Raw genomic sequence first — 20257 nt, forward strand, 5'->3', positions numbered from 1 at the left:
GCCGCCGCGACACGCCCGCGCGACGGTGCGATGTGGCGTCATCGGCGGTAGTTTGTACCCGTGCTGCCCATCGCGCTCACCTGTCCCTTGTGGTGGGTGGCGCGCTGGACCGCCCGGATGCTGGCCACGCTGGCCGTGCTCGTCGCCTGCTCCTTCGGCGCGACCACGCTGCCGCTCGGCGCACCTGCGACCGCGCCGGTGGCGACCGCACCGGCCGCGACCGCACCGGCCGCGACCGCACCGGCCGTGACCGCACCGGCCGCGACCGCACCGGCCGCGACCGCACCGGTGGCGGCGACCGTGGCGGCCTCCGCCGAGGGTCTGCCCCTGCGCGCCGACGCCGCCGGGCAGCTCCGGGTCGCGGCTGGCCCCGCCACCGCCGGCACCGGCCAGGACATCCGGGGCGAAGCCGTCGACGCGCCGGCCCTGCCGGCGGGTCAGCCCTGGCCGGCGGCGCCCGCGGCGGTGACCCGCGCCGCGGACCGGCCGCTCGCCCTCACCGGGCTGGTCCCGGCCACCGTCGGCTCCCGGGCCCCGCCCGCCCGCTGACCCGCCCGCCGGCCGACGGCCCGCGCCCGCCGCACGCACCGAACCTCACCCCCGCACCCCGCCCGCCGGGCGGCCCGGCGGCACCCGTTGCCGCCGCCCCCGCCGCCGCGGGTCGTGCGGACACCTCTCCACCACGTTTTCTCCCGTGAGGTGCCGACCATGCCGCAGACCGTTCTCTACCATTTCCTGACCGAGGTGCCCGAGGCCGCCGCCATCTGGTCGGCCCTGCTCCTGCTCGCCCTCGGCCTGCTCGCCGTGCTGGTCGCCCGCCCGGAGCGGGACGGCGCCTCCGACGCGGCCCCCGACCCGGCCGTGGAGGCGGCCGCGCGCCGGGCCGACCTGCGCCGCTACGCCGACGAGGTGGCGGTGGCCGCCGCCGGTGCCGCGCAGACCGCCCGGCGGCGCCGGGAGCAGTGGCTCACCGCCCAGGACGAGGCCGACCGGGCCTGGCGGGCGTACGACGAGGCCGAGGCCGGCGCCCGCCGCCTGGCTCCGGCCGCCGCCCTGCCCGCGCCGCACACCCCGCGCACCCCGGCCGAGTACGCGGCCCGGGAGCGCTGGCTGCACCACGCGGCGATGACCGCGCACTGGCGGGGCGACCTGAGCGCGCGGCAGCTCGCGGACGTGCTGGCCCGCCGCAACGGGTGGGACCCGCGCCGGCACCCGGCCGAGCAGGAGATCGTCCTGGCCCGGGCGGTACGCGAGAGCCGCCGGGCGGCCTGGGCGGCGGCCGCGGAGCGGGAGCGGCGGGCCTGGCGGGACGCCGAGCTCGCGGCCGAGGCGGCGCGAACGCTCTCCGCCGAGTCCTACGCGGCGGCCACCGCGCTCCGCCCCGGCCGTGCCGAGGACCCGGTCGCGGCGGTGGAGGGCCGCGACGACGCGGCGACGACCCGGCTCCCGGTCCCGGCGCCGGCCGCGGTGCCCGGCGCCCGCTGGCGCCCCGCCCGGGCCGGCTGACCCGGACCCGCTCGCGACGACACCGCCCGGGACGGCGGCACGCCGGTGCCGCCGGGACGGAGCGGCGTCGACCGAATTGTTATCCGAAATGTGGTGAGCCCGGTCACGGCCATCCCGGAAACGGTCACCAGGGGACAGGTTGGCCGATCGATGACCGCAATCCCGGGCCGGCCGCCACCGGATGTCCGCTTTCCGCCGCGCGGCGCCACCGTAACTGCTCGTCCCATTGAGTGAAGTGAGTGACCGACTGTTCCGAAATCCGTAGCGGTGCACGAGGTTTACGCAGGTGGGAGCGCTTGGCAGGAGAGGTACCCACCGGTAGTGTCGGCGCGTCCGGAGCGGTTTCCGATCGCAAGTGGCGACGCCGCGCCGACCCGCCTAATCGTGCCTTCACGAACCGGGGACCCACAGCAACACCGGGGTGAATCCGCGGGCCACGGGCCCGCGGTAGGGCGTACTTCCCGCCCGAATCCGTCAGCTAACCCGGTCGGCGGCCACGGAAGGAGTGCTATTCCTCGTGCTCACCACCCCCCGCTCGTCCCCCCGCCTCCACGGCATCGTGGTGCCGGCGCTCGCCTGACGGCGACCTGACCCGGCCACTCCCCGACCGCCCGGCCCCCGGGCGCTCCCCTTCCGCGGCGACCCGCCGCCCCGCCAGCGCGCGTGAGCTCCTCCGTGCGTGGGGCCGGCGTGTGCCGCGCACGCTCCGTGGAGGAACCCGTGAAGCATCACCTGAAGCGTCAGCTGCGGCGTCTCGTGACCGAGCGCCCGTACCAGATTCTCGCCGGCTCGGCCGCCGCGCTCGTGCTGGCCGGCGGCGCCGGCGCCGCCCTCACCGCCACCGACGAGGCCCCGGTCCACCGGGAGAACACCGCCGCGGTCGCCGAGCTGGGCTCGCGGCTCGGTGAGGTCGCCAGCCGGGGCGAGGCCCGGGTCGCCATCCCGTCGCCGTCCGCCTCGCCGAGCGCGTCGCCGTCGGTCGCGAAGGCCGCGGCCAAGGCCACCACCGACCCGGACACCACCCCGAAGGCGAAGCCGAAGCCGCCGTCGACCAAGGTCCTCGACTACGAGTACCAGGCGCAGACCCAGTACTGGAACTGCGGCCCGGCCGCGGTGCGGAACGCGCTCAGCGCGAGCGGCGTCGAGACCACCCAGGAAGCGATGGCCGGCCCGCTCGGCACCACCGAGAGCGGCACCAACTCGGCCGAGGACACCACCCGCGGCCTGAACCAGATGGTCAAGGGCAACCCGTACCGGACCCACATGTTCGGCGGCTCGGCGAGCCCCGCCGAGATCGACCAGCTCCAGGCGGACGTGGTCAGGGCGATCACCGACGGCCGGGGCGTGGTGGTCAACGTGGCCGGCGACGCCACCGACACCGACGGCGGCTGGCACTCCTTCCCGGGCGGCCACTACATCGCCGTGGTCGGCTACAAGAGCGACGGCCGGACCGTCCGGATCGCCGACTCGGCGAACCCGGCGCTGCCCGCGTACTGGGTCAGCACCATCGACCTGGCGAACTGGGCGGCCACCCGCGGCTACTCCGCCTGATCGCACCCATCCCCGTCGGGCACCGGCTCCACCGAGCCGGTGCCCGACGTCGTCGTGCCGGCTGCTCTCGCGCGTCGTGTCCGTCCGGTGGCACACTGCGCCCTATGGCCGACGAGACGGGTACCCGCCAGCTGCTGCTGCTGCACGGCATGGGCGCCACCGGTGAGGTGTGGCTGCCGTGGGCGCCGCTGCTGGAGCGTCACTGGGCGGGGCGCTGGCTCGCCCCCGACCTGGCCGGGCACGGCTGGTCGCCCCCGCTGCCGGAATACTCCTTCGAGGCCCTGGCCCGGCGGGTGGTCGAGGGGTTCGGCCCGGTGGCCGAGCGGCTCGGCCCCCGGGACCGGCTCGTGCTGCTCGGCCACTCCCTCGGCGGGGTGGTGGCGCTGGCGCTGGCCGCGCGGTCGCGGCGCCTGCCGGTCGACGCGGTGGTCGGGCTCGGCATCAAGGCCGTCTGGTCCCCGGCCGACCTGGAGAAGACCCGCGAGCTGGCCGCCCGGCCGGTGACCTGGTTCGCCACCCGGGACGAGGCGGCCCGCCGTTACCTGCGGGTCTCCGGGCTGGCCGGGCTGTTCGCCCCCGACCACCCCGTGGTGGAGGCGGGGCTGCGCCGCGAGGACGGCCGGTGGCGGCTCGCCATGGACCCGGCGGCCTTCGCGGTGGGGGAGCCCCGGCTGCCGGCGCTGCTCGCCGCCATCGACGTCCCCGTGCTGCTGGCCCGTGGGGAGCACGACCCGATGGTGACCGACGCGCAGCTCAAGGAACTGGGCGTCCCGGTCGCCACCCTGCCGGGCCTGGGCCACAACGCGCACGTCGAGGATCCGGCGGCGGTGCTCGCCCTGCTCGACGCGTACCTCTGACCGTCCGTCAGGCGGCGGGGGAGGGGACCGGCGAGCCGTCGCGCGGGGCGGGCGCGGTCGGTGCCGGCGCGAGCTGCCGGCGGGCGGCGTCGAGGAACACCTCGGCGTACGACTCGGCCGGGAAGTCGCCCAGGTAGCGGGCCCGGGTGGCCCAGCGCGCCGCCGCCTTCGGGTCGGTGTCCAGCAGGCCGGTCAGCACCTCGTCCACGTTGGACATGTCCCGGCGCAGCACGTAGCCGGAGCCGGCCAGCGGGAACCGCGCGACGAAGTCCTCCCCGTCGACGCCCATGTCGGTGACCGCGTACGGCTTGCCCGAGTAGAGCCAGTCGGAGATCACCCCGGACACGTCCGAGACCAGGGCGTCGGCCCGGTTGACGCACTCGGTCAGGGTCAGCTCGCGGCCGGCCGCCGCCCCCCACAGGTGCGCCCGCCCGGTCCGGGCCCGGTCGGCGGCGAGCAACTCGGTGAGGCGGGCCAGCTGCCGCGCCGAGGCCGGGTTCTGGGTGGTGTACGGGTGGGCCCGCAGGATCACCGTGGCCCCCCGGTCGAGCAGCCGGCGGATCAGCGTCTCGGCCACCGGCAGCGAGCAGTAGTCGGCGTCGGCGTGGTGCCCGGTCCAGGTGGGGGTGTAGAGCACGGTCGGGTGGGCGAGCCCGGTGACCGGCTCCCGGCGTACCTCGATCGCCTCCACCTGGGGCCGGCCGACCACGACGAACTTTTCGGCGGGGATCTCCACGCCGGCCCGGGCGTACCGCTCGACGGCCGCCGGCCCGGCCACGAAGATCTTGTCGAAGATCGCCGACACCGGGTTGGCGCTGGGCGCCTTGTCGCTGTCGCCGTGGTGCAGCTGCACGTGGGTGAGCTGGGTGAAGCGGATGCAGTGGCTGTTCTTCGCGCCGTGGTTGACGTAGAAGGCCGCGCGCAGGCTCGGCACAAGCGCCTCGTCCATGGTCTTCAGCGTGGGGCAGAAGACCACGGGCGCGCTGGTGGCCGCGGCCACGGTCGGGAGGAACTCGGGCTCGCGCAGCAGCACCAGGAACGGCCGGCCGATCCGCTCCAGGTAGGGCAGCCACATGGTGACCTGGTACTCGGAGCCGGGCGGGGCGGAGAAGTAGAGCAGGAACTCGGGCTGGTGCCGGCGCAGCGCCCGGCCCACCGGGCCGCCGCCGGCCGGCGGCCGGAACCGGCGCCGGGCCAGGTCGAGGCCCACCGCGCCGCAGCCCGCCCCCACCAGCAGCGCGGCCACCAGGGCCACCCAGGCGGGCAGGGCCAGGCCGGCGGCGAGCGCCACCAGGGCGAGCAGCACCAGCAGCGCGTCGCCGAGCCGGGCGGCGACCAGCGGCGTCCAGGACCGGACCGGCAGGTTGGCCGCCCGGATCTCCAACGCCCCGGCGTCGCGCAGCGGCCCGACCAGCAGCACCAGGCCGAGCAGGACCAGCGCGGTGGCCGCCAGCGCCGGGTCGAAGCCGGCGTCCAGCCGGCGGGCGTAGCCCACCAGGATGCCGGCGGCGACCAGCACCGACTCGGCCAGGCCGTCGGCGGTCGGCCGGACCCGGCGCTCCCAGGCGGCGGCGGCGAGCGCGGCGACCGCGACCGTCAGGCCCCATCCGGTCGCCCCGGTGAGCGCCACGACGAGGAAGGCCAGCACCGCCAGCCCGGTGGTCAGCACCCGGGCGAGCAGCTTCCGGACCAGGTCACCGCGCATCTTGGCTCGTCCCGTCCCGCGGCTCAGGCGTCGATGCCGGTGGGCAGCGTCGACAGCTCCAGCTCGGGGCCGCGGGGCGCCGGGGAGCCGTCGTCGGAGGAACGCGGTCCGGGCTGGGTGGGCACCGCGGCCACCGGCTCGCCGGGCGCCCGGCGGACGTCGATCACCTGGCCGGTCAGCTCGGAGATCAGCACGTCCAGCGAGGCCTGGGCGACGGCCTCGGCGGAGAGCAGCGTGTGCTCCGGCTCCTCGCCGAATGCCTTCGTGCGCATCGGGGTGGCGGTGCGCTCCGGGTTGACGCAGTTGACCCGTACGCCGAACTCGGCCCACTCGTCGGCGAGCGCCTGGGTCAGGTTGACCAGCGCGGCCTTGGTGGCCGAGTAGAGCGCGTAGCGCGCCCGGCCGCGGGTGTAGGAGCTGGAGGTGTAGAGGAGCAGCTGGCCCTTGGTCTGCTGCAGGTAGGGCAGCGACTGCCGGGCGATGGTGACCGGGCCGACGAAGTTGACGTGCAGGAGGCGGTCCATCGTCTCCTCGTCCATCTCCGCCAGGGCACCCTTCTCCAGGATCCCGGCGGTGACCACCACGTGGTCGATCCGGCCGGTCGCCTCGAAGGCGGTCTTCAGCGCGGCCGAGACGTCCTCGGCCCGCTCGACGTGGGTGCCGGTGGTGGAGCGGCTGAACGGGAAGACCTGGGCGCCGTAGCGGCGGGCCAGTTCGGTGAGGTCGTGGCCGATGCCGTAGCTGCCGCCGAAGACCACGATGGTCCGGCCGGTCAGCTCCTCGGTGTAGCCGCGGTGGTCGCTGACCCTGGGCACCTGGGCGGCGGCGAGCTGGAAGAGCTTGTCCGCCAGGTGCACGTCGACCGGGTGGGTGACCTTGATGTTCTCGTCCGAGCCGTCGATCACCTTGATCGGCGTGCCGGGCAGGTAGCGCAGGACCACGCCGCAGTCGTCGGTGGCGGCGAAGTCCGGGTCGCCCTCGGCCCGCCGGTACGCCTCGCGGATGGTGCCGGAGCGGAACGCCTGCGGGGTCTGGCCGCGGCGCAGGGTGGCGCGGACCGGGATGTCGGTGATGCACTCGTCCTGGTCGACCTGGATGATCGTGTCGGCGGACGGGATGGCCACGTCCACGGCCGAGTAGCTCCAGAGCGCGTTCACGCACTCCCGCACGATCCGGGTGCTGACCAGCGGGCGCACCGCGTCGTGGAAGAGGATGTTGACGTCGCCCTCGCCGACGGCGTCCAGCGCGATCCGGGTGGTGTCGTTGCGGGTGTCACCGCCCTCGATCACCTTGCTGACCTTGCGGAAGCCCGCGTTGGCGACGATCCGCTCCGCGTCGGGCACGTGGCCGGCCGCCATCAGCACGATGATCTCGTCGATCTCCGGCGCCGACTCGAACACGGCCAGGGTGTGCTCGATGATCGGCTTGCCGGCGATCTTCAGCAGCTGCTTCGGGATGCCCAGCCCCAGACGCGTCCCGGTCCCCCCGGCGAGGATCACGGCCACCGTCCGCGAGGGGCGCCAGGGTGCCGGGCTCGCCGGCGCGGCGTCCGGTGCGGGGGTGCGGTCCTGCGTCATTGCCGTTCCTCACTTCTGCGGGGGGTTTGGGGTTCGGTGACCGGGTGGTGAATTTTGGTCGGCGCCGAGGGAAACCTTAACGCGGACGACGGAGCGCACCGACCCGGGCGAGCCCGGGACCGGTGCGCTCCGGACGGCTACTTCTGGTTCTCGTAGGCGTCGCAGACCTCCTGGGTGGGGCCGTCCATCTTCAGGACGCCGCTCTCCAGCCAGATGGTGCGCTCGCAGGTGTCCCGGATCGAGCCGATGGAGTGGCTGACCAGGAAGACGGTGCCGGCGCTGTCGCGCAGTTCCCGCACCCGCTGCTCGCTGCGGGCCCGGAACTTGCGGTCACCGGTGGCCAGCGCCTCGTCGATGAGCAGCACGTCGTGCTTCTTCGCCGAGGAGATGGCGAAGCGCAGCCGCGCGCCCATGCCGGAGGAGTAGGTGCGCATCGGCAGCGAGGCGAAGTCGCCGCGCTCGTTGATCCCGGAGAACTCGATGATCTCCGGCGCCAGCCGCTTGACCTCCTCGGGCGACATGCCCATGGCCAGGCACCCGAGCACCACGTTGCGCTCGCCGGAGAGGTCGTTGAGCAGGGCCGCGTTCACGCCGAGCAGCGACGGCTGGCCCTGCGTGTAGACCGCGCCCCGGGCCGGCGGGAGCAGGCCGGCGATGGCCCGCAGCAGGGTGGACTTGCCGGAGCCGTTGCTGCCGATCAGGCCGATGGCCTCACCCTCGTACGCGGTGAAGCTCACCCCCTTGACCGCGTGCACCTCACGGATGTTCGGCGCGTTGGTCCGGGACACGATGCGCTTGAGGGCGGAGACCGGGCTGGTGCCGCCGGTGGCGCCCTTGTGGATCCGGTAGATCACGTGCACGTCGTCCACCACGACGGTGGGGATGCGTCCCGAGTCCACCACGGCGGCGTTGCCCGCCGGAGACGTGAGGTCAGCCACGGCCGTACTCCTCTTCTCCGCGCCAGAAGTAGACGAACCCGCCGATGCCCATGACGATCGCCCAGGCCACGCCGAGCAGCCAGAGGCGGGCGGGCGAGCTGACCAGGTTCTGCTGGTTGGACTCCAGCAGCGCGTGCCGGGCCAGCTCGATGAAGATCAGCGGGGGGTTGCACTCCAGCAGGCTGGCCGCCCAGGAGGGCAGGTGCTCCCGGAACAGCGTGACCGGGTAGAGCACGCCCGAGGCGTAGAGCCAGGTCCGCATCACGAACGGCATGACCTGCTTGAGGTCGGTGACCTTCGAGCCGAGCCGGGCCATCACCATGGTCAGCCCGACGTTGAAGATCGACTGGAGCAGCAGCGTGGGCACGATCAGGAACCAGCGGAAGGTCAGCGGCTCACCGGTCAGCAGCACGATGCCCGCCAGCACCACCATCGACATGAGCAATTGCTGGAACTGCACCAGGGTGACCGTGACCGGGAGCGCGGCGCGGGGGAACTGGAGGGCCCGGATGAGGCCCAGGTTGCCCGTGATCGCGCTGGTGCCGTTCTGCACCGCGGTCTGGGTGAACATGAAGATGAAGACGCCGGTGCAGAGGTACGCGATGAAGTTCGACATGTTCCGGTGCTGCGAAAGGATCACGCCGAAGATCAGGTAGTAGACCGCCGCGTTGGTGAGCGGGGTGAGCACCTGCCAGAGCTGGCCGAGCTGGGTGTTGCTGAACGAGGAGGCGACCTTCGCCCGCGAGTACGCGGTCATGAAGTGTCGGTACGCCCACAGCCGGCGGGCGTACTCGGCCAGAGGCGGGCGTTCCCCGGCGACCCGGAGCCCGTACCGCTGGGCGAGTTGGGCCCGGGTCAGCCCGGATTCGGGGTCGGCCACCGCGGTGTTGGCCATGGTGAGGCGCTCCGATCTTTCGTGCCGATGGGGAGCAGGGAAGTGTGTGGCGCGGCGTGAGAATCTAGCGTGGCCGGGCGGGGAGGTGCCTCGCTGATGGGTGGAAGGTAGTCGAAAACACGTCGGGACGCAACCGTACCGTCGTTGCGCTACATTGTCCCACGTGACGACCGAGAAGAGGCGTGCCCCGGCCGGCGCGGCGGTGCTGCGCGGGGAGATCACCAGTGCCATCCGCGCCGCCGTGATGCAGGAGTTGGCCGAGGTCGGCTACGGCCGCCTCTCCATCGAGGCGGTGGCCCGGCGGGCCGGGGTCAGCAAGACCGCGATCTACCGCCGCTGGCGCTCGAAACTCGACCTCGTGCTGGACATGGTCTCCGCGGCGGCGGGACGCAACCTGCCGCTGCTGGACACCGGGAGCCTCCTGGGCGACCTGGAGATCCTGCTGCACGTGATGGCCCGTGCGCTGCGTCACCGCCTGGCCTCGCAGATCATCCCGGACCTGCTGGCCGAGGCGGCCCGCAACCCGCAGATCGCGGAGAAGCTCCAGGCGGCGCTGGACGACTACCAGCAGGCCGTCGGCCGGATCCTCATCGGCCGGGCGGTCGAGCGGGGGGAGCTCTCCCCGGACACCGACCGGCGCGCCGCCGTGGACCTGATCGTCGGCCCGGTCTACTGGCGGATGGCCATCTCCCGGGCGCCGTTGGATCTCGACGAGGTGCCCCGCCTGGCCTCCGCGATCGTCGCGGCCCTCCGGGTAGCATGCTTGGGGCCTGTCCGCGGCGAGGTGGAAGTGTGACCCCCGGGTCCCCGTCCGCGGCCCGCCAGTCGATCATGAACACCAGGACACAACTGGTCGGACAATGGGTGCGACCGGGTTGTTTTGAGCATCAACCGCTACCATCCCCCGAAACCGTCCCCCACGTGAGAACCCTGTCGACAGGAGGAAGCCCCATGGTCGGGCCGCATCCAGAGTTCATTCCCCCAGCACGACCGATCATCGGTGAGGCCGAGATCGAGGCGGCTGTCCGGGTGCTGCGGAGCGGCCGGGTCGTGCAGGGCCCCGAGGTCGCGGCGTTCGAGGAGGAGTTCGGCGAGCTGGTCGCCGGGCGGCACTGCGTGGCCGTCAACTCCGGGACCTCCGCGCTCCAGCTCACCCTGATGGCGCTCGGCTTCGGCCCGGGTGACGAGGTCATCGTGCCCTCGTTCTCCTTCGCCGCCAGCGCGAACGCGGTCCGCCTGGTCGGCGCCGAGCCGGTCTTCGTGGACATCGAGCCGGGCAGCTTCTGCGTCGACCCGGAGGCCGTCGCCGCCGCCGTCACGCCGCGCACCGTCGCCATCATGCCGGTGCACCTCTACGGTCACCCGGCGGCCATGGACCAGATCATGGCCATCGCCGAGCGCCACGGCCTCGCCGTGGTGGAGGACGCCGCCCAGGCGCACGGGGCCGCCCTCCACGGCACCCCGGTCGGCGCCTTCGGCACGGCGGGCTGCTTCAGCTTCTACCCCACGAAGAACATGCACGCCCTGGAGGGCGGCATGGTCACCACCGCCGACGCCGAGCTGGCCCGCACGCTGCGGCTGCTGCGCAACCAGGGCATGGAGCAGCGGTACGCCAACGAGATCGTCGGCGCCAACATGCGGATGACGGACGTGGCCGCCGCGATCGGCCGGGTGCAGCTCACCCAGCTCGCCGAGTGGACCGAGCAGCGCCGGGCCAACGCCAAGTTCCTCGACTCGAAGATCACCGGGATGGTCACCCCGCCCGTGGCGGACGCCGCCAAGCACGTCTACCACCAGTACACCGTGCGGGTGCAGGGCAACCGGGACGCGGCCATGGCCCGCCTCACCGAGCTGGGCATCGGCAACGCGGTCTACTACCCGACCCCGATCCACCGCCTCAAGCCCTACCTCGACTCCGAGGGCAAGCCGGGCCCGTGGGACCTGCCGGAGACCGAGCGCGCCGCCGCCGAGGTGGTCTCGCTGCCGGTGCACCCGTCGCTGAGCCCGGCCGACCTGGAGCGGATCGCCGAGGGCGCGAACCTCGCCGGGGGTGCCCGATGAGCGGGGCCCGCAAGCTGCGCGCCGGGCTGATCGGCCTGGGCGCGATGGGGCGCAACCACGCCCGGGTGCTGTCCAACCTCGACGGCGTCGAGCTGGTCGGCGTGGTCGACCCGGCCGGCGACACCACCGGCACGCTCCGCGCGCCGGTGGTCCCCACGCTGGGTGACCTGCTGGCCCTGGGTGTCGACTACGCGGTCGTCGCCTGCCCGACCGCCCTGCACGAGCAGATCGGCCTGGAGCTGGCCGCCAACGGTGTCTGCGCGCTGATCGAGAAGCCGCTGGCCCAGTCCGTCGAGGCCGCCACCAAACTGGTGGAGGCGTTCGAGTCCGCCGGCCTGGTCGCCGGCGTCGGCCACATCGAGCGCTACAACCCGGCGCTGCAGAGCCTGCGCACCCGGCTGGAGGCCGGCGAGCTGGGCGAGGTCTTCCAGGTCGTCACCCGGCGCCAGGGCCCGTTCCCGCACCGGATCGCCGACGTCGGCGTGGTGATGGACCTGGCCACCCACGACATCGACCTGACCGCCTGGGTGACCGGCAGCGAATACCGCTCCGTGTCGGCCCGGACCGTCTCGCGCAGCGGCCGGCTGCACGAGGACATGGTCGCCGTGGTGGGCCAGCTCGCGGACGGCACGATGGTCAACCACCTGGTCAACTGGCTGAGCCCGCTCAAGGAGCGGTCCACCGTGGTCACCGGCGACAAGGGCTGCTTCGTCGCCGACACGCTCACCGCCGACCTGACCTTCTACGCCAACGCCGCCATCGACACGGAGTGGGAGGCGCTGCGCGCGTTCCGCGGCGTGGCCGAGGGCGACATGGTCCGGTACGCGATCCCGAAGCGGGAGCCGCTGCTGGTCGAGCACGAGCGCTTCCGCGACGCCGTCGAGGGCAAGCAGAGCGACATCGTCACCCTGCGGCAGGGCCTGCGTACCGTGCAGGTCGCCGCCGGCCTGCTGGAGTCCGCCTCGGACGGCAAGGTCGTGTCCGTCGCCTCCAGCGGCAGTGGCGTGGAGCCGGCACTGCGATGAGCCCGGCGCCGGTGCGGCGGACGGTCTCCGCGGTGAAGCGGCGGCTCCCCCGGCGGTGGCGCATCGCGCTCCGCCGGGCCGCCGCCGGCGACCGGCCCTGGGAGACCCCTTCGGTACGTGAGCTCTGCGAGCTGCCCGCCACCGTGCCCCTGCTCGTGCACGCGGGCGGGGTCACGGCGGACCGGGCGCTCGGCGGCATCCTCGCCGCCCTGGTCCGCCTGCCGCAGTTCCACCTGGCCCTCGTCCGGGCCGAGACGGAGCGGGCGGCCGTGCGGGAGCTGATCCGCCGCGCCGGCAAGGCGGGCCGGCGGGTGCACGAGGTGCCCCGCCCCGGTCGGCTGACGCCGGCCTTCCTCGCCTCGGCCGACCTGGCCGTGCACGGGTTCACCGAGGAGGCCGGCGACGCGTCGCCGGCGCCCGCCGTGCTCGACGCCTACCGGGCCGCCGGGCTGCGGATCGTGGCCGGCAACGCCCGGCCGGTCCGCGAGTACCTGGCCCGGCACCACACCGGCGACCTGTTCGCCCCCGGCTCGGTGCCGTCCTTCGTGAAGGTCGTCGAGCGGATGTGGGAACGCACGCCCGAGGCGGCGGAGACGCCGGAGGCGACCGTCGCGCCGGTCGAGGCCGGCACGCCCGGTCCCTGGCGGGCCCTGGGCGCCGGTCCGGTACGGCTCGGCCTGGGCACCGCCAACTACGCCGGGCAGCTCTCCGCGCTGGCGGCCGCGATCAGCGCCGCCCGCCGGGACGTGAGCGTGGAACTGGTCATGGCCAAGCCACCGGGCACCTACCGGTACCCGGCGGACCGCTATCTCCACTTCCCGGCCGAGCACCAGCTCGACGTGCAGCTGGAACAGGCCCGGCGGGTGCTCGGCGCGTACACCCACCTGATCGTCGACGCCTTCCGTCCGGTGCTCGGCCGGCTCAACGGCGACGACATCGGAGGCGACCTGCCCGCCCTGCGCCGGGCCCGGATCAAGGTCGCGCTGCTCGCGCACGGCAGCGAGATCCGCCATCCGGGCGCGCACCTGGAACGGCACGCCGAGTCCGCCTTCCGGGACGCCCCGGAGGACCTGCGGGAGCGGCTCACCACGGTGGCCGAGCGGAACCGGCGCACCGCCGAGGAGAGCGGCCTCCCGCTCTACGTGACCACCCCCGACCTGCTGGACGACGTGCCCTTCGCCACCTGGGCGCCGCTCGTGGTCGACGTCGACGGGTGGCTCTGCGACCGGCCGGTGCTGGAACGCGCCCGCCCGGTGGTGCTGCACGCGCCGTCCAACCGCTGGACGAAGGGCACCGACCGGCTGCTGCCCGGGTTGCAGGAGCTGCACGACCGACGGATCATCGAGTTGCGCCTGGTGGAAGGGTTGCCGTACAGCGAGATGCGCCGCCTGGTGCAGGATGCCGACATCGTCGTCGACCAGCTCGTGATGGGCACCTACGGCACGTTCTCCTGTGAGGGGATGGCCGCCGGGAGGGCGGTGGTGGCATACCTCAGCGAGGGTGTGCACCGCGCGGTCGGCATCCAACCACCGATCGTGAACGCCACGCCCACCACCCTGGTGAAGGCGATCGAGTCGCTGCTCGACGACCGTGCCGCCGCCACGGCGCTCGCCGCCGAGGGGCCCGGCTACGTCCGCCAGCACCACGACGGACGGCGAACCGCCGAGGTGTTCGACGCCTTTCTCCGGTGACACCGCGCCGGTCGTCCCCGGACGACCGGCGGAGGACGCCGGACCGACCGTGCCAGACCCGTCAACGAGGAGAAGCACCGGATGCGAGCTGTGCCGTCCACCGACGCCCCACCGACCCGGGGGCGGGTGGTGATGCTTGTCGACAACGGGGTCCACGGTGACTCCCGGGTGCAGAAGGCCGCCCGGTCGGCGGCGGAGGCCGGCTGGGAGGTGATCCTGGTCGGCATCCTGAAGGGCGCCGGCGCCGAGGAGAACTGGCGGATCGGGGACGCCGAGGTGCGCCTGATCAGGGTGCCCCGGCGGCTGCCGCACCCGGTCACCTACCGCCGGGCGCTGCTGCGCCGCCCGCTGGCGTACCGGCCGGGGCCGGAGTCGAAGCGGAAGCTGAACAAGCTCAAGGCCCGGCGGGACGACCTCAACTTCCGGCTCTCCGAGATCAAGGTCCAGCGGCAGGCCGGCGGGCCGCGCTGGGCCGAGCTGGCGGGCAAGGCCCGGCTGGCCGCGCCGTACTTCGTCAACAAGGCGACGATGCAGTGGGTCAAGTTCCGCTCCGGAGAGCTGAAGCGCCTCCAGGAGCACCAGCAGGACCCGAACTCCCGGCTGGACCGGGCGGCACTGCGGTTCTGGCAGGCCCTCCAGGGTGACCGGGCCTGGCGCCGCCTGGACCCGGAGCTGTGGGACTTCGAGCTGGCCTTCGCGCCCGTCGTGGACGAGCTGGAGCCGGACCTCATCCACGCGCACGACTTCCGGATGCTCGGCGTCGGCGCGCGGGCCGCCATGCGGGCCCGGGCCGGTGGCCGGGACGTCAAGCTGGTCTGGGACGCCCACGAGTTCGTCCCCGGCATCATCGGCCGGCCCACCAACCTGCGCTGGCTGCCGGCCCAGATCGCGTACGTGCGGGAGCACGCGCCCTACGCCGACGCCGTCATCACCGTCTCCTCGACGCTGGCCGACCTGCTGCGGGAGACCCACGACCTGCCCGAGCAGCCGGCCGTCGTGTTGAACGCCCCGCCCGCCGCGCTGACTCCGGAGCAGCGGGCCGTGCCGGTGCCGGACATCCGGGCGATGTGCGGCATCGACGCCACCACCCCGTTGCTGGTCTACTGCGGCGGCATCAACCCGTCGCGCGGGGTGGACATCATGATCCGGGGCCTGACCCGGATGCCCGACGCGCACGTCGCGCTGGTGTCGGTGCACCCGAACGGCCGGGTGCCGATCATGTACGAGCTGGAGGAGCTGGCCGCCGAGCTGGGCGTCGCCGACCGGGTGCACCTGCTGCCGTACGTGCCGCACTGGCAGGTGTCCGCCTTCGTGGCGCCCGCCGACCTCGGCGTCATCCCGATCCACCACAAGCCGAACCACGAGATCGCGCTGATCACCAAGTTCTTCGAGTACGCCCACGGCCGGCTGCCCATGGTGGTGAGCGACGTCAAGACCATGGCCGAGGCGACCCGCGCCACCGGCCAGGGCGAGGTGTTCCGGGCCGAGGACCTGGACGACTACCTGCGCGCGGTGCGGGCGGTGCTGGACGACCCGCGGCGGTACCGCGCCGCGTACGACCGGCCCGGCGTGCTGGAGCAGTGGACCTGGGAGGCGCAGGCCCGGGTGATGGACGACGTCTACGCCCGCCTGCTGCCGAACCACCCGAAGGCGGTCACCCCGGCGGACGCCGCTCCGACCGTGCCGGCCCAGCGGTCGGCCGTGCCGGTCCGCTGACCCGCGGAGACGGACGAGAGGGGCCCGGCCGGTCGGCCGGGCCCCTCCTCGTTCGCTCGGTGCCGCCGCGCCCGGCGGGCGGAACGGCTCAGTCGTCCAGCAGCAGCCGGTCGTAACCGGACTGGGTGACGGTCCAGTCCCACGTCTTGAGGACGTGCTCGGACGCGGCCCGACCGGTCTCCGCCCACCGCTCCTCGGTGGCCGTGGCGGCCAGGATCCGCTCGGCGGCCTCCTCGGGTGTGGCCACCACCCAGTCGGCGGGGAACAGGGTGCGGGCGCTGTGCGGCTTCCCGGCGAAGAACGGCCAGTCCCGGACCACCGGCACCGCCCCGCTTGCCGCGCCCTCCACCAGGCCGCAGTGGAAGCTCTCCCGCACCGAGGCGCTGAGGATGACGCCCACCTCCTGGAGCGCGGTGGGGACGTCGTCGGTCTGCCCGTACCGCCGGACCGCGCCGAGCGGCTCCAGCTCGGCCAGGTCCCGGCTGAACAGCTTGCCGTAGTCCTTGGCCGGCTTGCTGGTCCGGTTGTTGAAGTCGCTGCCGATGAGGGTGAGCCGGTAGCGCTCGTCCCGCTCGCGCAGCCTCCGCAGCACCTCGATCGCCCAGCGCGGGTCCTTGGCCACCGAACTGAACCCGACCATGCCCAGGGTGAACCGGGCGTCCGCCGGCTTCGAGCGGGGGTACCGCTGCAGGTCCATGGCGTTGTCGACGACCCAGAGCCGGGGGCCGTCCGCCTCGGTGAGCTGGGGCAGCACCGCGGTCGACAGGTCCTTCAGGTGCTCGGAGACGAAGACGACGTCGTCGACCCGGGAGAAGTCCACGAGGTGCGGCCAGAAGTTGAACGCCTCGAAGCTGTGCAGCCGCACGATGATCCGGGCGGTGCCCGGGTCGTGCAGCGTGAACAGCGCGGCGGTGGCCTGGCACCAGTCGACGAAGACGGTGTCCGCCCAGTCCAGGTGAGGCCGCAGCCACTCCTCGATCTTGGCGCCGTACGACGACTCGCCGGCCAGCAGGTGCTCCATGACGGCGCTGCCGCTCAGGGCCAGCGGGCGGGTCACCGGGTCGTCGTAGAGGTCCAGGAACCGGACCTCCACGTTCGGCATCGCCCGGTAGCGCTCCAGGATCTCCTGCAGGAAGTTGTCGTTGATCAGCGTGGTGACCAGCAGGCGCAGCGGCCGGTCGGTGGGCGCCGGAGCGGCCGGGGCGAGCCGGCCGCGCTTCGCCGACAGCTTCCGGGCCGCGGTGCTCTCCCGGAACGGCGCCAGGAACGCACCCGGGTCGTCGCTCATGGGCGAGGAGAGCCGGTCGAAGTGCAGCACCCGGTTGGAGGCCAGGCTCCACGCCCGGGACACCGCCGCGGCGGCCTTCGTGCTGTCCTTGGGCAGCCGGCTGTCGGCCAGCGCCAGCTGGGCCCGGATCGCGTCGTGCAGGCCGGTCGGCACCCGACCGGCCGACAGCTCCGCCTGCGCCGCCTTGGTCAGCACGTCCGCGCGGGTGCCGGCGCTGGTGATCCGGTTCACGGCGGCGGACGCCGCGCGGGCGGCGACGGCCGGCCGGCCCGCCTTCACGGCGCTGTCGTGCAGCCGGACGGCGAGCTTGCTGCGCAACCGGTCCGGCACGCGGGGAGCCGCCACGGCGCGGGTCCAGAACCAGGCGCCCGCGGGGTTGCTCATGACCGTCTGGCCGGTGGCCTTGCGCAGGGTGGTGCGGACGGTCTGCACGGCCGCCCGCCGGGCGCCGCGGGCGCCGATGCCCGCCGCTGCGGAGACCTGACGCTCCAGCCGCCGGCCCACCGACTCGGTCCGTCGCGCGTCGAGCGCCTTCTGCGCCGGCACGAGCCCGTAGCAGGCGCTGGCGCCGGTGTTGCGCTGCGCCATCTCCCACACCGTGTGCACGGCGCGGGCGTCGAGGGCCACCAGCACGTCCGCCTTCCGGTAGCGCTGCCGCAGCCAGGGGTTGCGCCGGGCGTGCAGCCACACCTTCCGGTTGGCCGGCGCGCGGCCGAGCGCCTTGCGGAGCCGGGCGTCCCGCTTCTCCCCGGGTACGGCGAAGGTCCGTACCTCCGCCAGCGCCGGGTCGACCGGCAGGTCGGCGCTGTTGAAGAAGCAGGCCACGGTGACGCTGGCGCCCTTGGCGCGGAAGCGTTCGAGCGCCTCGATCAGGACGGCCGGCTGCTTCGGCGCGGTGGCGGCCACGATGAGCACGGTGGTCACAGCTGGACATCCTCCGTCGAAGCGGCCGGGGCGGAAGCGCCGGCCGTGGTGGGCCGGACGAGCTCGGTGAGGTGCCGGACGGCGGGGCCGAGGACGGCCGGCCGGGCGAACCGGCGGGCGAGTTCCCGGGCGGTCGTCCGGTCGGCGTCGGTGGCCTTCAGGGCCATCCGGGCCGCCTCGCTGAACGAGTGGGCCAGCCGGTGCGGGTCCAGCCCGACGGCTCCGGTCCACAGCGGATGCCCGGCCAGGATGTTCGTCGCGTCGTGGTCGACGTCGTGGGCGGAGAGCACCGGCAGGCCGGTGGCCATGAACTCGTAGACCTTGCCGGAGGTGACGAAGCGGCCGCCGACCAGCATGAGGACCAGCGCGTCCCACGAGCCGTACGTCGCCGCCAGGTCGGCCTTCGGGACCGGGCCGCCGAAGGTGACCCCGTCGACCGCGGCCTCCTTCAGCAGGTCCATGTGGCGGTTGGCCTCGCGGGCGGGACCGGCGCCGATGTGTCCGCGCACCTCGAACCGGGACCGCGCCACCACCGGGTCGTCCCGCCGGGCGATCCGCCAGCCGTCGAGCACCGACTCGAGGAAGGCCGGCGTGAAGTTGACCGAGCCGAGGTAGCCGAAGGTCAGCCCGGCGGCCGGGTCGGGCGACCGGCCGCTGACGTCGGGCAGGCTGTCCTCGTCGTAGCCGTTGCGCACGACGTGCACCCGGTCGGCGAGGTGCGGGTAGCGCTCGCGGTAGAAGCCGGCGATCGGGTCGTTCACACACCAGACGGCGACGGCGTGTTCGAGCACCGTGGACTCCCAGCGGCCGGAGACCGAGTCCCGGGTGAACGCCTCGCCGCCGCCGATCACGTCCAGCGACCAGCCGTCCCGGAAGTCGACGGCGTAGGGAACCTTGTGCTCCTCCCACAGCTTCCAGGTGGCGGCCAGGTTCACGTAGGGGGCGCAGGAGGCGAGCAGCAGGTCGGCGGGGTGTTCCCGGTGCAGCCGCAGCACCGCCTGCTCCAGGTCGTACCGCCACCCCCCGAAGACCGGCTCGGGGAAGGCCTTCTGCTCACGCTGGCGCAGCCGCTTGATCCACCCCGCGGGGTCCAGCGAGCGCTCCTCCGAGAAGGCCCGGATGTCGGTCTCCAGGTCCTCCCGGATCAGCGGCAGCTCGACCACCTTGACCCGCGGGTCGACCTTCTCGGAGAGGGTGTGGTCCAGGCCGTACTCCCGCTCCCAGGCCTCCTGGCAGATGGTGATGACCGTGATGTCCCAGCCCAGCGCGACGAACTGGTTCGCCGTCTCGCGCAGCCGGTAGGCGCTGCTCTTCGCCGCGGGCGGGAAGCCGATCGCCAGGTAGATGGCGTGCGGCCGCCGCCCGCCGCCGGACCGGGGGAGGGGGAGAAGTCGATTGCTCATCGCAGGTAGCCGATCGTGAAGAGGGGACGCGCCGTCATGCCAGGTGCCGGCGCAGCGTCTCGGCGACGCGGTGCGCCGCCCGACCGTCGCCGTACGGAGTGCCGCGGGACGCCTCCGGGGCGGGCCGGGTGGCCGTCGTCGCCCACCGGGCGCCCAGCTCGCGCGGGTCCGGGACCAGGACGTTCCAGCCGTCCGCGAGGGTCTCCACCCACTCGGTCTCGGTCCGCAGCGTGGTGCACGGGCGGTCCAGCAGGTAGGCCTCCTTCTGGAGGCCGCCGGAGTCGGTGACCACGCCGACCGAGCCCCGCACGGCCGCCACCATGGCGGCGTACGGCAGCGGGCGGGCCGCGTGCAGCGAGCCCCGGGACAGCTTCAGGCCGTGCTCCTCGGCGCGGGCGACCAACCGCGGGTGGGCCAGCAGCGCGACCGGCACGGGCAGGTCGGCCAGCGCGTCGAGCAGCGCGGCCAGCCGCTGCGGGTCGTCGGTGTTCTCGGCGCGGTGCAGGGTGGCCAGCAGGTACGGGGCGTCCGGGTCGACACCCTCGGGCAGGGCCGGCCGGGGCAGGCCGCCGCGCGCCACCTCGTCCCGGACCCGCAGGCAGACGTCCACCATGACGTCGCCGACCAGCTCGGAGCGGGCCGCCAGGCCCTCCGCCGCCAGGTGCCGCATCGCCTCCTCGGTGGGGGCGAGCAGCAGGTCGGCGGCGTGGTCGGTGAGCACCCGGTTGTGCTCCTCCGGCATGCGCCGGTTGAACGAGCGCAGGCCGGCCTCCAGGTGCGCCACCCGCAGGTGCTGCTTCACCGCCGACAGCGTGCCGGCCAGGGTCGAGTTGGTATCGCCGTAGACCAGGACCCAGTCCGGCCGCTCGGCGGCGAGCACCGGGTCCAGCGCCGCGAGGGTGTTGCCCGTCTGCACGCCGTGGCTGCCCGAGCCGATGCCCAGGTGCACGTCCGGGTCCGGGATGCCGAGGCCGGAGAAGAACACGTCGGACAGGTCGGCGTCGTAGTGCTGACCGGTGTGCACGATCACGTGCTCGCACCCGTCCTCGGCGAACGCCGCGGCGATGGGCGCCAGCTTCACCAACTGCGGTCGGGCGCCGACAATGCTGACGACCTTCAC

At 73.9% G+C, this 20257-nt stretch carries 16 protein-coding genes and 1 riboswitch; of the genes, 9 read left to right on the forward strand and 7 right to left on the reverse strand.

Annotated features, from left to right (window positions below):
- The first annotated feature begins 60 nt into the window (after positions 1–60).
- From ACZ6PY_RS26045 to ACZ6PY_RS26060, 4 genes are all read left to right on the forward strand, one after another.
- On the forward strand, positions 61–549 hold the full coding sequence (locus ACZ6PY_RS26045; protein WP_466076349.1) for a hypothetical protein: 489 nt from the start codon (positions 61–63) through the stop codon (positions 547–549).
- Positions 550–708: 159 nt separating this feature from the next.
- Positions 709–1506, forward strand: a complete 798-nt coding sequence (locus tag ACZ6PY_RS26050) for a hypothetical protein (protein ID WP_466076351.1) — start codon at positions 709–711, stop codon at positions 1504–1506.
- 365 nt (positions 1507–1871) lie between these two features.
- Positions 1872–2014, forward strand: a riboswitch (cyclic di-AMP (ydaO/yuaA leader).
- 200 nt (positions 2015–2214) lie between these two features.
- Positions 2215–3057, forward strand: coding sequence for a C39 family peptidase (locus tag ACZ6PY_RS26055; RefSeq protein ID WP_466076353.1), 843 nt, complete (start codon positions 2215–2217; stop codon positions 3055–3057).
- A 104-nt stretch (positions 3058–3161) separates the two neighbouring features.
- Positions 3162–3914, forward strand: coding sequence for an alpha/beta fold hydrolase (locus ACZ6PY_RS26060; protein WP_466076355.1), 753 nt, complete (start codon positions 3162–3164; stop codon positions 3912–3914).
- A 7-nt stretch (positions 3915–3921) separates the two neighbouring features.
- On the opposite strand, the gene ACZ6PY_RS26065 is transcribed toward ACZ6PY_RS26060, so the two are convergent.
- The 4 genes from ACZ6PY_RS26065 to ACZ6PY_RS26080 all read right to left on the reverse strand — a co-directional run bounded on the left by ACZ6PY_RS26065 (position 3922) and on the right by ACZ6PY_RS26080 (position 9029).
- Positions 3922–5619 carry a CDP-glycerol glycerophosphotransferase family protein gene (locus ACZ6PY_RS26065; RefSeq protein WP_466076357.1) on the reverse strand — a complete coding sequence of 566 codons (1698 nt, stop codon included), beginning with the start codon at positions 5617–5619 and terminating at the stop codon, positions 3922–3924.
- Positions 5620–5642: 23 nt separating this feature from the next.
- Entirely contained in the window at positions 5643–7196 is a 1554-nt protein-coding gene (locus ACZ6PY_RS26070; RefSeq protein WP_466076360.1) for a D-ribitol-5-phosphate cytidylyltransferase, read from the reverse strand.
- A gap of 137 nt (positions 7197–7333) precedes the next feature.
- Positions 7334–8134 carry an ABC transporter ATP-binding protein gene (locus ACZ6PY_RS26075; RefSeq protein ID WP_262283637.1) on the reverse strand — a complete coding sequence of 267 codons (801 nt, stop codon included), beginning with the start codon at positions 8132–8134 and terminating at the stop codon, positions 7334–7336.
- Positions 8127–9029, reverse strand: a complete 903-nt coding sequence (locus tag ACZ6PY_RS26080) for an ABC transporter permease (protein ID WP_466076364.1) — start codon at positions 9027–9029, stop codon at positions 8127–8129. The genes ACZ6PY_RS26075 and ACZ6PY_RS26080 overlap by 8 nt, the downstream gene beginning before the upstream one ends.
- 163 nt (positions 9030–9192) lie before the next feature.
- Here ACZ6PY_RS26080 and ACZ6PY_RS26085 point away from each other — a divergent pair, with 163 nt between their 5' ends.
- The 5 genes from ACZ6PY_RS26085 (at position 9193) to ACZ6PY_RS26105 (ending at position 15522) form a co-directional block, all read left to right on the forward strand.
- A complete protein-coding gene (locus ACZ6PY_RS26085; protein ID WP_313722053.1) occupies positions 9193–9825 on the forward strand; it encodes a TetR/AcrR family transcriptional regulator in 633 nt (210 codons plus the stop codon).
- Between the two features lie 155 nt (positions 9826–9980).
- Positions 9981–11090, forward strand: a complete 1110-nt coding sequence (locus ACZ6PY_RS26090) for a DegT/DnrJ/EryC1/StrS family aminotransferase (RefSeq protein ID WP_262283640.1) — start codon at positions 9981–9983, stop codon at positions 11088–11090.
- Positions 11087–12115 carry a Gfo/Idh/MocA family protein gene (locus tag ACZ6PY_RS26095; RefSeq protein ID WP_466076374.1) on the forward strand — a complete coding sequence of 343 codons (1029 nt, stop codon included), beginning with the start codon at positions 11087–11089 and terminating at the stop codon, positions 12113–12115. The genes ACZ6PY_RS26090 and ACZ6PY_RS26095 overlap by 4 nt, the downstream gene beginning before the upstream one ends.
- Positions 12112–13806 (forward strand): glycosyltransferase, encoded by a 1695-nt coding sequence (locus ACZ6PY_RS26100; RefSeq protein ID WP_466076378.1) that lies wholly within the window; start codon positions 12112–12114, stop codon positions 13804–13806. Before ACZ6PY_RS26095 ends, ACZ6PY_RS26100 begins: the two co-directional genes overlap by 4 nt.
- Positions 13807–13887: 81 nt before the next feature.
- Positions 13888–15522 carry a glycosyltransferase family 4 protein gene (locus ACZ6PY_RS26105; RefSeq protein ID WP_466076382.1) on the forward strand — a complete coding sequence of 545 codons (1635 nt, stop codon included), beginning with the start codon at positions 13888–13890 and terminating at the stop codon, positions 15520–15522.
- Between the two features lie 88 nt (positions 15523–15610).
- On the opposite strand, the gene ACZ6PY_RS26110 is transcribed toward ACZ6PY_RS26105, so the two are convergent.
- The 3 genes from ACZ6PY_RS26110 to wecB are packed head-to-tail and all read right to left on the reverse strand — an operon-like array spanning position 15611 to position 20257.
- Entirely contained in the window at positions 15611–17734 is a 2124-nt protein-coding gene (locus ACZ6PY_RS26110) for a glycosyltransferase family protein (RefSeq protein ID WP_466076385.1), read from the reverse strand.
- On the reverse strand, positions 17731–19137 hold the full coding sequence (locus ACZ6PY_RS26115; RefSeq protein ID WP_466076389.1) for a glycosyltransferase family protein: 1407 nt from the start codon (positions 19135–19137) through the stop codon (positions 17731–17733). The genes ACZ6PY_RS26110 and ACZ6PY_RS26115 overlap by 4 nt, the downstream gene beginning before the upstream one ends.
- Before the next feature lie 34 nt (positions 19138–19171).
- Complete coding sequence (wecB, locus tag ACZ6PY_RS26120) at positions 19172–20257, reverse strand: non-hydrolyzing UDP-N-acetylglucosamine 2-epimerase (RefSeq protein WP_466076392.1); 1086 nt, start codon at positions 20255–20257, stop codon at positions 19172–19174.

The organism is Micromonospora sp. NPDC048907, assembly GCF_055586885.1.